The sequence below is a fragment of the Aeromonas sp. HMWF015 genome (genome assembly GCF_963878965.1).
Classification (GTDB): Bacteria; Pseudomonadota; Gammaproteobacteria; order Enterobacterales; family Aeromonadaceae; genus Aeromonas; species Aeromonas veronii.
On sequence record NZ_CAWNZT010000049.1, the window covers coordinates 1 to 11,757 of the forward strand.

At 55.5% G+C, this 11,757-nt stretch carries 11 protein-coding genes and 3 pseudogenes; 7 read left to right on the plus strand and 7 right to left on the minus strand.

Going from position 1 to position 11,757, the window contains the following annotated elements; translation table 11 throughout:
* On the minus strand, positions 1–566 hold a 566-nt coding region (locus AACS18_RS02395; RefSeq protein WP_258228658.1), incomplete at its 3' end, for a M90 family metallopeptidase.
* Positions 567–642: 76 nt separating this feature from the next.
* On the minus strand, positions 643–1,080 hold the full coding sequence (locus AACS18_RS02400; RefSeq protein ID WP_108539440.1) for a GNAT family N-acetyltransferase: 438 nt from the start codon (positions 1,078–1,080) through the stop codon (positions 643–645).
* Between the two features lie 348 nt (positions 1,081–1,428).
* Here AACS18_RS02400 and AACS18_RS02405 point away from each other — a divergent pair, with 348 nt between their 5' ends.
* The 4 genes and pseudogenes from AACS18_RS02405 to AACS18_RS02420 all read left to right on the plus strand — a co-directional run bounded on the left by AACS18_RS02405 (position 1,429) and on the right by AACS18_RS02420 (position 5,609).
* Positions 1,429–2,928, plus strand: coding sequence for an alanine/glycine:cation symporter family protein (locus AACS18_RS02405; RefSeq protein ID WP_108611826.1), 1,500 nt, complete (start codon positions 1,429–1,431; stop codon positions 2,926–2,928).
* A 288-nt stretch (positions 2,929–3,216) separates the two neighbouring features.
* Positions 3,217–4,330 (plus strand): annotated as a pseudogene (locus AACS18_RS02410) (replication endonuclease); the annotation flags it as partial.
* Positions 4,331–4,523: 193 nt separating this feature from the next.
* Positions 4,524–4,916 carry a DUF4160 domain-containing protein gene (locus AACS18_RS02415; RefSeq protein WP_108611827.1) on the plus strand — a complete coding sequence of 131 codons (393 nt, stop codon included), beginning with the start codon at positions 4,524–4,526 and terminating at the stop codon, positions 4,914–4,916.
* A gap of 132 nt (positions 4,917–5,048) precedes the next feature.
* Positions 5,049–5,609: a DUF6680 family protein gene (locus AACS18_RS02420; protein WP_108611828.1), complete on the plus strand. Its 561-nt coding sequence runs from the start codon at positions 5,049–5,051 to the stop codon at positions 5,607–5,609.
* Between the two features lie 10 nt (positions 5,610–5,619).
* On the opposite strand, the pseudogene AACS18_RS02425 reads toward AACS18_RS02420, so the two are convergent.
* Both AACS18_RS02425 and AACS18_RS02430 read right to left on the minus strand, forming a co-directional pair.
* Positions 5,620–5,789, minus strand: a pseudogene (locus AACS18_RS02425) (transcriptional regulator); the annotation flags it as partial.
* Positions 5,790–5,844: 55 nt separating this feature from the next.
* The gene (locus AACS18_RS02430) at positions 5,845–6,015 is read right to left on the minus strand and encodes a DUF4113 domain-containing protein (RefSeq protein WP_234918646.1); all 171 of its coding nucleotides are present in this window, start codon (positions 6,013–6,015) and stop codon (positions 5,845–5,847) included.
* A gap of 382 nt (positions 6,016–6,397) precedes the next feature.
* Here AACS18_RS02430 and AACS18_RS02435 point away from each other — a divergent pair, with 382 nt between their 5' ends.
* A complete protein-coding gene (locus AACS18_RS02435; protein WP_108611829.1) occupies positions 6,398–7,465 on the plus strand; it encodes a ParA family protein in 1,068 nt (355 codons plus the stop codon).
* A gap of 55 nt (positions 7,466–7,520) precedes the next feature.
* On the opposite strand, the gene AACS18_RS02440 is transcribed toward AACS18_RS02435, so the two are convergent.
* From AACS18_RS02440 to AACS18_RS02450, 3 genes and pseudogenes are all read right to left on the minus strand, one after another.
* Positions 7,521–7,772 (minus strand): ogr/Delta-like zinc finger family protein, encoded by a 252-nt coding sequence (locus AACS18_RS02440; RefSeq protein WP_219927941.1) that lies wholly within the window; start codon positions 7,770–7,772, stop codon positions 7,521–7,523.
* Between the two features lie 58 nt (positions 7,773–7,830).
* A pseudogene (locus AACS18_RS02445) lies at positions 7,831–8,357 on the minus strand (phage portal protein); the annotation flags it as partial.
* Between the two features lie 18 nt (positions 8,358–8,375).
* Entirely contained in the window at positions 8,376–9,182 is an 807-nt protein-coding gene (locus tag AACS18_RS02450; protein ID WP_108611831.1) for a crotonase/enoyl-CoA hydratase family protein, read from the minus strand.
* A gap of 168 nt (positions 9,183–9,350) precedes the next feature.
* Between AACS18_RS02450 and AACS18_RS02455 the strand changes: the two genes are divergently transcribed.
* Positions 9,351–11,138 (plus strand): putative nucleotidyltransferase substrate binding domain-containing protein, encoded by a 1,788-nt coding sequence (locus AACS18_RS02455; protein WP_108611832.1) that lies wholly within the window; start codon positions 9,351–9,353, stop codon positions 11,136–11,138.
* Positions 11,139–11,140: 2 nt separating this feature from the next.
* Positions 11,141–11,757 (plus strand): 3'-5' exonuclease (locus AACS18_RS02460; RefSeq protein ID WP_108611833.1); only part of this gene is annotated, 617 nt, incomplete at its 3' end.

Here is an 11,757-nt window from a genome sequence, read left to right on the forward strand (position 1 = left end):
ATATCGGTCACTTCGTCCCGATCAAGCTGCTGGCAGAGCGCATCGAAGGCGCTCTGAAAGGCCTGCTGCCACAACTGGCTGCTCATCGGCCCCGGCAATGGGGGCGCGCCATCCGCCTCACCGCCCAGCATATCTAGCTTGTGGGCCAGCTCGTGGATCACCAGATTAAAGCCGTCCCAGTCACCATCCTGCTGCAGTTCGCTCCAGGCCAGCACCAGCGGCCCTTGCGGCCAGGATTCACCGGCGTTCTCCTCTTCAAACTCGCTCACCAGACCGAACTCATCCTGCACCTCCTGGCGCCGGGTCACGGGTTCGGGAATGATGATGATTTCGTGAAAGCCGCGATACCAGTCAAGGCCGAGGTGCAAGATGGGCAACGCCGCCTGCAGCGCCAGCACCGCCTGTTGGCGTGGGCTGAGCTCTACCCCGATCAGGGTCAGGGTCTTGCGTTTGAGCAGCTGTTGCCCCAGCCCGATAAGCGTCGTCTGCTCGGCGTCGTTGAGCCCTTGCAAGATGGGCACAGCCGCCAGCGCCTGACGCCACAGTGCCAACTCATCCTCACTCATGGGCGTTTGCGGGCGACCACCCAGCCATTTGAACCATCCCAGCACGCCTACTCCTTCTTTTGATGCAAAAAACAGGTCACAGCAGTTTGACGAACCGTTTCGGCCGCTCCTGATAATCCTGCGCCAGATAGAAACGGTGAGCCGCCTCGCGCTTGAGACTGCTGGATAGCTCCAGCTGGGCGCAACCTGCGGCCCGCGCCATCTCTTCGGCGCCCTTGAGCAAGGCTGCGCCCACTCCCGCCCCTCTTGCCCCTTCATCGACAACCAGCGCCGAGATCAGGCCCCAAGCTGGTGCAACATGCAGCGGTGCCAACTTGTGCCACACCAGCACGCCGACCACCTTGTCTGCAAGGGCAGCGAGCAGCACAACGCTCGCGGGATCCGGCGTCAACAGGCGCGCCGTCACGTCAGCGCCTTCGGCAGGATACCCCAATTGGGTGAACAGGTGGGCGATGGCGCTCCCGTCGTCGGCCTCAGGGGGACGGATCGTCAACGTCTCAGGGTCATTTTTCATTGTTGGCCTCATGTTTGCTTTCCATTGTGTTACGCCCGTCACATTGCCTGGCGCAGATCAACAAGGAGGATCTCATCTTTACTCATAGAAAACGCTGCCTGCCATTATCCCCCCACCCTTGTCAATTCACAAATTTGCAACAAGGCAACATTTTTCGCTGGGAAGCACCGATACAACTCGATATGTTACAAGCCATGCATGGCGCGTGTTTGCGCTCTGCTTAACCCCTCAACCTCGCGCTCATTTGTTAACTGGATTGTTAACAGACAGGGCCGAAAACAGTGACAGAGAGCGAGGCCAAGATCTCGCCAAGACAGCGCCACAAACACAACAAAGGAGTTGTTGTACATGAATGAAATCGTCAATGCCATCAATGGTGTAATCTGGAGCCCTGCGCTCATCTACCTGTGTCTGGGGGTCGGTCTTTACTTCTCCCTGCGCACCCGTTTTTTGCAACTGCGTCATATGAAAGAGATGGTGCGCCTGATGTTTGATGGCAAGAGCACCGATGCCGGTGTCTCCTCCTTCCAGGCGCTGGCCATGACCCTGGCAGGTCGCGTGGGTACCGGTAACATCGCAGGTGTGGCCACCGCCATCACCTTCGGTGGCCCGGGCGCCCTGTTCTGGATGTGGATGGTCGCCTTCCTCGGCGCCAGCTCTGCTTTCGTGGAGTCCACCCTGGGTCAGGTTTACAAAGAGAAGATCAACGGTGAATACCGCGGCGGCCCGGCCTTCTATATCGAGAAAGGGCTTGGCATGAAGTGGTACGCCTGGACCTTCGCCATCGCCACCGTCTTCGCCTGCGGCGTGCTGCTGCCGGGGGTGCAGGCCAACTCCATCGGCTCCAGCCTGCAGACCGCCTTTAATATCGATCCGAACGTCACCGCCGCCGGTCTGGCGCTGCTGCTCGGCTTTATTATCTTCGGCGGCGTCAAGCGTATCGCCAGCTTCGCCAGTACCGTGGTGCCCTTTATGGCGCTGGGCTACATCATCGTGGCTTGCGTCATCATCGCCCTGAATATCGGCCAGCTGCCGGGCGTGATCCTGCTGATCTGGAAGAGCGCCTTTGGTCTGGATGCCGGTTTCGGTGCCATTCTGGGTCTGGCCATCATGTGGGGGGTAAAGCGCGGGGTCTACTCCAACGAAGCGGGCCAGGGTACCGGGCCGCACGCCTCCTCTGCTGCGGCAGTGAGCCACCCGGCCAAGCAGGGTCTGGTGCAGGCGTTCTCCGTCTATATCGATACCCTGTTCGTCTGCTCCGCCACCGGCTTTATGCTGCTGATCACCGGCCTCTATAACGTACAAGGGCCGGACGGCGCCGCCATCTACACGGGTATTGCCGGTATCGCAGCAGGCCCGGGCTATGTGCAGACCGCTATGGAGAGCATGATGCCGGGCTTTGGCAGCATTTTCGTGGCCATCGCGCTGTTCTTCTTCGCGTTCACCACCATCGTTGCCTACTACTACATCGCCGAAACCAACATCGCCTACATCAACCGCAAGATTAATCGCCCCTGGCTCACCTTCTTGCTGAAGATTGCGCTGATGGCTGCCACTGTCTACGGCACCGTCAAGACGGCGGATCTGGCGTGGGGCATGGGTGATATCGGGGTCGGCCTGATGGCCTGGCTCAACATCATCGCCATCCTGCTGCTGCAAAAGACCGCCTTCACCTGTCTGAAGGATTATGAAGCGCAGCAGGCACAAGGGATTGACCCCGTATTCCACCCGGAGAAGCTCGGCATCAAGAACGCCGATTACTGGGTGGGCAAACGCTCCGAAGAGAACCTGGAGCGGGAGAAATCGGGCCATCAGTTCGAGCCGGATCAGGATCGCAAGACCTCCTGAACCAGAACGACATAAGAGATCAATAAAGATGGCAGCCTCGGCTGCCATCTTTATTTCTTTAATTTCAAATAGTTACATTCAAACTAAGGAGTTAAGTGCCACACAAGGGGACACTTTGGGAAGTGAAAAGACACCAAAATTGGCAAAATGTGGACACTTTTTTCTGCCCATTCTCGCGGGAAATCAAGCTGGTTTAAGATGGTTTTCCCGCGGGTTAAAGCGGACCGCATCATTCAGATAATCCAGTGCAAAGTGGGCGTATGTCATCGTCAGATGAAATATCAAGTGGCCGCCCTCAAACGGTGGAACGCCCCCGTTTATGGATTTCGCGTGTGCGAGGCTCACCACGACGGCACCCCGCTTTGACTGGAAAGAGATAGATCCGGCCAAGGGGGATGCCGCAGGCTATATCGCCAAATATATTGCCAAGAACATCGACGGCGCCTACCTGGACGATGACGAAGAGGCTGGCACCGCGGCTGATGAAGGCGCCCTGCATGCAGTGGCTTGGGCCAGTTGGTGGGGCATTCGCACCTTCCAGCAGATCGGCGGCGCGCCGGTCGGGGTATGGCGCGAGCTGCGCCGCATCAGCAACGCCAAGAAGAATGCCGAACTGGTTGGCCCGCCCAAGCCAGTGCTGCAAGACCCGCGCTTTGAGGCGGCCCGCTTTGCCGCTGATAACGGCATTTTCCGCTGCTACCTGCACGCCATGGGCGGTGCACTGGCCACCCGTGCCGAGCACCCCATCAAGCTGGCCCACCTCATCGAGGAGCAGGCCAACTGCTATGGCGAAGACATCAAACGCCTGATGGGCATTACCTCCGCTCGCCTGGGCATCAAGACGCGCCTGCAAGGGTGGGAGATTGTGCCTGCCGGTACCCATGAAGCCAGGAAAGCCGCCGAGGCTGCAGCGAGGGGGGTTGGGGTTAAGACGGGCGACAGCCCGGCACCTTGGAGCTCTGACAATAACTGTACGCGGCCAGATCCTGATGCCTTCGCAGACCAGATCATGAGAGAACAATGGGGGCTATCGCCCTTCTCCATCGACCGATTGCGGGCAGGAGCCAGCGTCACTGCGGACGGTTTCACCCTCTGGCTTGAGAACGGACAGGTGCAGTCGTGCAGGTCGATCCCAAGCGAGCCGGATTGGCAACTGGAGGGGCCACAGCCAGCCAAACAGGGTCAGCTGGATGAATACGCGGTACCTGAGGGGGATGAGGATTGGCCGATGCTGGTTGAGCTGTGCAGTGAGGTTTACCTGGCGCAGGGCCACACCGGCACACACCGCTGGATAGAGATGCTGCAGGCCCCCTATCAGTCAGAGATGTGGAGGGTACTGGAAGGGCTGGATGCGCCGGAGTGGCTGCAGGAACAGGACGACTACAGGGAGGAGTTGGCATGAACAACAAGAAAACCTCCTGCCGCAAAAAGTGGTGGTCAAGCGAATACGTCTAGACAATTGATATATGTTAGTAATATTCTGATTTTAAAGTGAGCTTTTTGTGACGATTACCGATGTGATACTGTGTTGTATAGATGTTTATATAAACGAATTAATACCACCTTCCATCTAATCACTGTTTTTCGGAGAATATATGAGCATTGAAGGCTTTCTGCTTAAGTTGTGTGATGAAGTATATCGTGGAGAAGAAAAGGCTCAGGCAGAACGAAAGCGAGAGCTTTTTGGCAATCGATTCGTCCCAGAGTTTCTACTTATGCGAAAGGATAAAGTTAGAGTAGAAATCAGAAAAGAGAATGTGAGCCACAACGTACCACACATCCATATAACTCACTCCGATAAAATTGATGTTTCAATCAGTCTTAACGATTTTTCAGTACTAGCGGGAAATATTGATAGGAAAACCCAAAAACAGCTTCTTGCCATTCTTATCCCCAAAAAAGATGAACTTAATAAAATATGGATAGAATTGAATGAGAAGGACAACTCGGTTGGTGCGGAAAAGATGATAAGCAATCTGGGCCTATGATAGGCTAACAAATTACCACACTCGGTTAAATTACTCATTGTGCTCACTATTCACCGGTGAGTAAAGTGTTATGAACCATTAAGGAGTATTTACGTGCTCGACGCCATAAACATGGAATCCTAAGATGTAGTCATGACAATTGCAGTAGTTATAGGACCAATTCTTGCCGTACAAGCTCAAAAGTTCATAGAGGCTCTTCAAGAGAAGAGAACACGCAGAATGTCTCTCTTCCAAACCCTGATGTCTACCAGAGCAGAACGCCTCAACCGTGACCATGTGAAAGCTCTAAATATGATTGACATAGAGTTTTATGGTCGAATGTTGCCTTTCATTCGAACTCGTTATCAAACATCTCATGAGCAGGCAGTAACTCACAGTTGGAAAAGCTACAATAGCCATCTAAATCAAAAAAATGAATATGAGTCGCTTGACCTTTGGGCAAAGAAATCAGACGAGCTATTTACAAATATGCTTTACACAATTGCACAGTGTTTGAACTATGATTATGACAAAGTCCAGCTTCAAAGAGACTGTTATCGTCCAATTGCTCATGGGAATCTTGAAAATACACAGCTAGCCATCCTTGACGGCCTCGACCAAGTTGTAAACAAAGGCCGCCCTTTACCAATGTACGTTGTAAATCTTCATGCCTCCGAGGCACAGCAAGCACCAGAAAACCCACCATCGAGCTGAAATGAGGGCGCTATTGCGCCCCAAGTCCTTTCAATACCAACTGCCGCCCCTCTGGCGTGAGCGACCCAATCAGGCTCAATATCAGCTGGTTGGTAGTCTTGGCTGAGAGGGGCTTAAGGTATGGGTGAACGACAGGGTGGCTACCCAGCTGTGACCACACTCTGTATCGGTGCTTTGGCAAAGATGGGGCTTGAAGAACTCACTTCACCACCGGCAGCTCGCCGAGCGCGGTGGTCTAACGGGGGCTTAACTGTTCCTGCTTCATCATCCACTCCCGGGGGTCGCGGCCGCGGGCCGCGAAGTAGACCTTCCCCAGCCGCCCCTGGTTGATCTTGTCAATGACCTGCATCAGCGCCTCGCTGCGCGGATATTGCTGCTGTGCGGCGAACAGGTCGCCCTGCTGCATGTTGGCGGGGGGAACTCAGCAAGCATGCCCCCCCTTTTCTGGTAACGCAGCTCTTCGCGCCAGATGCGGAGGAGCAGTTCAGGGATCAGGGCCAACAAGGCCCGAGTGTCATGGGTGGGCATAGCCAGCTTGGTCAGCTTGGTGCTCACTTGGTTGCCGTCGGCCGCTAAGCCAGCTGGAGCGGATGAACAGAGTCACAGATTCGTGTTTCTAACACACGATAAAGCGTGACTCATACTCATATGAGTTAGTATTATACGCGCGTGGCCATGTTTGTTATTTATACCACTAATGACATTACATACTTTAAATGAGTAAATTAAGTTTAAACAACTATCAAACTGTTATTTTACTTAATAGTGTCTTTTAAGAAAGGGATAAAATGATCACGTTGACTTTATTTAATAACAAAGGTGGGGTTGGAAAAACAACTTCAACTTGGAATGTTGCAACATCCTTGGCTGAAAAGGGGAAAAAAGTACTTCTTATTGATTTTGACCCACAGTGTAATTTATCAATCGCTGTCCTCAGTGAGCCAGTATTCACGAACATTTTAACAAAATCTTCTCAAGCCCCATTAGGCTCTACAATACGTGCATATGTTCAGCCTTTCATCCAGCAGAATATGCTGCCTATTGTCAACTGTTTCCTTCCAAAAATCCAACCAACGAATGGCATTATTCATATAGTACCAGGTGATTTCTGGTTAAATACAATGTCTGACTTTCTAAACGTTGGTAATGATGTTGTTTCAGGTGCTGGCTTATATCGCTTCCTACTTCCATCACTAATTACAAATGCTGCAATACAAAGATATCAAACGGATTATGACTATGTAATAATTGATGTTCCACCATCATTTAATACACTTGTAAGGTCTGCGCTGTATTGCTCTGATTATTTTTTAGTGCCGTGCACAGCTGATGTTTTTTCTGCTTACTGTATTGGTCTCATTGGGGAAATGCTGCCAAGGTTCGTTCAGGACTGGGAAAGTGGAAAATATAGACACCTACAAGGAAATCCACAGGACACATTTATTTCAACAAAAGGAAAACCAAAATTTGCAGGCTGGTTATTTAATGGTTTTGATACTAGAAAAAGACCAGGAACATCAACACCTACTGCCGTAGGCGCGGATCTAGCTCACTTAAGAATGATTGAAGATGCTGTGGACACGAGTCTCACCCCACTTTTGAGAAGCCAGATCCCTGGATATCAAGCAGTACCTAGTTTTGTATCAAGAACTGCTTGCGCTCAAATTGAAGACTTGAACGTTATGGCGCCTGATAGTATTTATCAAAGCGTGCCTCTGAAAAATTTAAGTAATTTTCACCCCACAAGAGCTCTTCAAGTTAGTGGCAGATGGGCTCCTAATCAGTTGGCGCTTATGTCAAAAATGGACCAAGAATTTGACCGTTTAGCCGATTATATAATTAATAATTGTGTCTAGCTTTCCTGAAGACACTGCATAAAAACTTTAACATCTAAGTTTAATAATAAGGGAGCTATAGTGCCCCCAGTCCTTTCAATACCAGCTGCTGCCCTTCTGGCGTCAGCGACCCCATTAAGCTCAGCACCAGCTGGTTGGTGGTTTTGGCCGAGGGGCTTAAGGTGTGGGCGAACGACAAGGTGGCCACCCAGCAGTGGCCACACTCTGCATCGGTGCACTGGCAGTAGAGATCCGAGACATCGTCGCTCAGTCGGTTGGTCTTGGTAATGCGGCCCCGCTGGCCACACACTTTGCAATAAACCCGCATTACGCCCCCTTTTCTATCCAAATCAACAGCGTATCTTGCCACAGAAAACACTGTTTGTTTATACAGTTGAACCGATATTCTCCCGAAAATCGGCCCGCAGGGAGACGGGAGTCCCGCACTGTTGATGGCATCCTGGATAAGCTCGCACAGCGGCAGCACCTCGTTGCGGGCATAGGTTGCATCGTACTTCTCAGGGTCTCCAAGCCCTCCCCCGCCATTGGTCGGGATTATGCCGGCCAGCGCCGCCGGAAAGCGGTGGCTGGTCAATACGTCCTGAGCGGTGATCCCCTTGATGGCAGCGAACTCGTCCTTGGTGGCAATATCCCCCACCGGAATAAGCTTGATGCCATCGGGCTTGCCGTCCGGGATGTTGACGAACATGGAGCGAAAGTTCCCCACCCCCTTGCTGCTGGCGATCATCTCTTTCATCTCTTCCTCGGTGTCGTCGTCCATGTTCGGGTCAGTGGCGTAGAAGATGAAGCCCATATGGGCGCCGTTGAGGAAGTATTTGCGCCGAAACAGGGTGGCATCCTGGTTAAGCAGCGCCGACTGCAGGCCGCCCAAGTAGTCGGGCAGACCGTAGATCGCTCGTGCAGCTCGCAGTCAGAGCGGATTGCGGCGCGGCCCGAAGGGCAGCCGCCAGCGAAACAGGCTGTTAAGGGTGGCTCGCCACTGATTGGGTCGCCCCAGGATCTGCTTTTGCAGCCGGGTCTCTTCCTTCAGCATCGCCTCATCGCTGCGAGCCCAGGCCTGGCTGTAAAGCTGCTTGATCCCCGCCAGTGCATCCGGCGATTTGGTGATAAGGGTGCGGGCAAACTCTCGCGCCTCCACCAGCGGATCGGCGCAGACCCGGCTCACCATCCCGAGAGATTTGGCCTCAACGGCATCCAGCTCGCGCCCGCTCATGGCCAGCTCCATGGCGGTATCCAGCCCCATCAAGTTGCGCATGGTGACACTGCCGCTCATATCGGGGATGATGCCCCACTTGATCTCCATCACCGAGAAGCGGCAATCGGGGGTGCTGAAGCGAAAATCGGCGCCGAGCGCAATCTGCAAGCCACCGCCAAAACAGACTCCCTGGGTCACCGCAATCACCGGCACCGGCAGCTGGTGCCAACCATAGGCAACCCGCTGAGCCAGATTGGTCGCCTCGTCCGCTTCACGCTTGAGAATATCGAGCGCCGCCACCGGCTGTCTCAGCATGGATTTCACATCCAGCCCGGCGCAGAAGGCCCGCCCCTCGCCGTGCAGGATCACCGCCCGCAACCCCTTGTGCCGGGCGAGCTGCGTCAATGTCTCATCGATGGCGCTGAACATAGCGCGGTCCAGCGCATTGAGTTTGTCCCCCCGCGTCAGCATCACTTCGGCAATCCCGTCGTGGATATCGCACTTGATCCTTGGTTTTTCCATCTCCCTTGTCCTCTCCTTGATCCCTGAAACTGACTCACTGGTCATACCACCACGTTATCAGAGTGTGAACAGGCGGTACAGCTGAGACTAAAGTCGGCTGGTCGCCTCCCCCTCCCTTTGTCAAACTGGGAGCTGCATGAGTGCCGCAAGCCAGCAGAGGACGCTGTCATGTCAACCCTGTTCAATTTTGCCAGACCACCGTTCGACCGACTGGGCGAGGAGGCGCGCGAGCGGCTCTCCCGTCACCTTTCGCTCTGCTATTTTCGGGCCGGGGATCTGCTGCTCAAGGAGGGAGACGAGCCTCCCGGCCTCTATCTCATCATCAAGGGGGCGGTGGAAGAGTCTGCCCCTCACCACCAGTTTGGTGATTACGGGATCGATGATCTGTTCGATGTGCGCGCCCAGTTTGACGGCCGCTGCCGCCACCGCTTCACCGCGCTGGAAGATAGCCTCTGCCAACTCATCCCTCGCCACACCTTTCTGACGCTCTGTGAGCAGGATCCGCAGTTTGCCAGCTACTTCACCGCCAATCTGGCCGAGCGCCAGCGCCAGCAGGAGCAGCGCGAACAACTGGGTCAGAAGAATCTGGCTGAATTTATCCTGACCCGCATCGAACCGGGCCACCTGCAGGCACCGCTTATCGTCGACAGCAAGCTGTCACTGCTGGCGGCGACCGAAGCCATGGTGAGCAAGGGGACTGATTGCCTGCTCTACCCGGCCCACGACGGCTCCCTCACGCTGGCAACCCGCAAGACCTTGCTCCACGCCCTGACCCTCAAGGGATTGCCGCTGACGGCCCCCCTCTCTGTGCTGACCCCCACGTCCCTGATTGGTCTGCCGCTGGAGAGCTATCTGTTTGATGCCCTGCTGCTGATGACCCGCCATCGCATCAAACGACTGGTGGTGTGGCGCGGCAATGAGGTGGCGGGGATCCTGCAACTGACTCAGGTGCTGGGGCTCTTCTCTACCCACTCCCACGTGCTGACGTTGCGTATCGCCCGCGCCGACAGCCTGCCGGCGCTGGAGGCGGTCGCCCGCGAGCAGCTGCAATTGACCCGATCCCTGTTTGCCCAAGGGATCCACACCGCCTTTTTGATGAAACTCATCGCCACCATCAACGAACAGCTGATCGCCAAAGCCTTTGCGCTGGTGATCACCCCCGAGGTGCAGGATAAGGTCTGCCTGCTGATGCTGGGCTCGGAGGGGCGCGGCGAGCAGATCCTCAAAACCGATCAGGACAACGCCCTGATCCTGCCAGAGGGACTGGCATGGCCCACCCAGGCAGCCGATCTGGCCGAATTCAGCGCCCTGCTGGAGCGCCTCGGCTACCCGCTGTGCCCTGGGCAGGTGATGGTGAACAATCCGGCCTGGGTGAAAATGGGCAGCGAGTGGCAAAGCGCCATTGCCAGCGCCTGCACCACGGCAAAGGAGGATGAACTGCTCTGGCTCGCCACCCTGGCCGATGCTCACCCCATCGCGGGGGATCGACAGCTCCATCTGCCGGTTGCCAGAGCGCTGCGCGAGCAGTTGGCGGACAGGCGGGATCTGCTGGCTGAGATGGTGCGACCAGCGGTGGCCTTTCACGCGCCGCTCACCCTGTTTGGCCGGCTGGAGCAGCCACCGGAAGGGCTGGACCTGAAGCGGGGCGGCCTGTTCCCGCTGGTGCACGGTATCCGCATGTTGGCCCTTGAGGCAGGCATTCTGGAAACCTCAACCCTGGGGCGTATCGATGCGCTGGTGGCAGCCGATCGGCTCAGTGCCGACTATGGCAGCAATCTGGCAGAGGCGTTTCGGCTCTTTATCCGGCTGAGGCTGCGCAGCCAGCTAAAGGGAGGCAATAGTCGGGTGCAGACAAGCGAGCTTAGCCACTGCGAGCGGGATCTGTTGCGTCAGGCGCTGCATCAGGTGAAGAAATTCCAGCAGTGGCTCACCTTGCACTTTCGTCTGAGACAATAGCCATGTTGAGCCGTGTTCGACGCTACTGGTATGGCCGCGCGTTCCGAACGGGCGAGTTCGCGCCACTCTTTGCCACCCCACCGAAAGATGAACGGATCGCCCTCGATTTCGAGACCACCAGTCTCGCTCCCGAGCAGGCCGAGATCGTCTCCATCGGGGCGGTGCGCATTCAGGGCAACCGGCTGCTGACCGGTGAGGCCCTCGCCATCAAAGTACAGCCACCGGCCAGCCTGACCAGCCAATCAGTGGTGATCCACGGTCTGCGCCATCAGGATCTGCAACAGGGGATGGAGCTGGAAGCCGCGCTGCGCCTGCTACTCGACTATATCGGCCCGCGCGAACTGGTGGGCTATCACATCGCCTACGATCTGCGTATTCTCAATCTCGCCTGCCAGAAATTGTGGGGATTGACCCTGCCCCAGCGAGGGATCGAGGTAAGCCAGCTCTATCACGACCACCTCTATCGCCGCTACCCCGATGCTGCGATTGACCTCCACTTGAGTGCCATCTGCAGCCACCTTGAACTCCCATCCCTGCCCGCCCACGATGCCCTTGCCGATGCCACCACGGCCGCGCTCATCTACCTGCGCCTGACCTGCGGCTCGCCGCTCACTTATCC

Excerpts from the sequence above, each read along its gene's own strand:
- AACS18_RS02400 (WP_108539440.1), bottom strand. The coding sequence starts at position 1,080 with ATGAAAAATGACCCTGAGACGTTGACGATCCGTCCCCCTGAGGCCGAC.
- AACS18_RS02405 (WP_108611826.1), top strand. The coding sequence starts at position 1,429 with ATGAATGAAATCGTCAATGCCATCAATGGTGTAATCTGGAGCCCTGCG.
- AACS18_RS02415 (WP_108611827.1), top strand. The coding sequence starts at position 4,524 with ATGAGCATTGAAGGCTTTCTGCTTAAGTTGTGTGATGAAGTATATCGT.
- AACS18_RS02420 (WP_108611828.1), top strand. The coding sequence starts at position 5,049 with ATGACAATTGCAGTAGTTATAGGACCAATTCTTGCCGTACAAGCTCAA.
- AACS18_RS02430 (WP_234918646.1), bottom strand. The coding sequence starts at position 6,015 with ATGCAGCAGGGCGACCTGTTCGCCGCACAGCAGCAATATCCGCGCAGC.
- AACS18_RS02435 (WP_108611829.1), top strand. The coding sequence starts at position 6,398 with ATGATCACGTTGACTTTATTTAATAACAAAGGTGGGGTTGGAAAAACA.
- AACS18_RS02440 (WP_219927941.1), bottom strand. The coding sequence starts at position 7,772 with ATGCGGGTTTATTGCAAAGTGTGTGGCCAGCGGGGCCGCATTACCAAG.
- AACS18_RS02450 (WP_108611831.1), bottom strand. The coding sequence starts at position 9,182 with ATGGAAAAACCAAGGATCAAGTGCGATATCCACGACGGGATTGCCGAA.
- AACS18_RS02455 (WP_108611832.1), top strand. The coding sequence starts at position 9,351 with ATGTCAACCCTGTTCAATTTTGCCAGACCACCGTTCGACCGACTGGGC.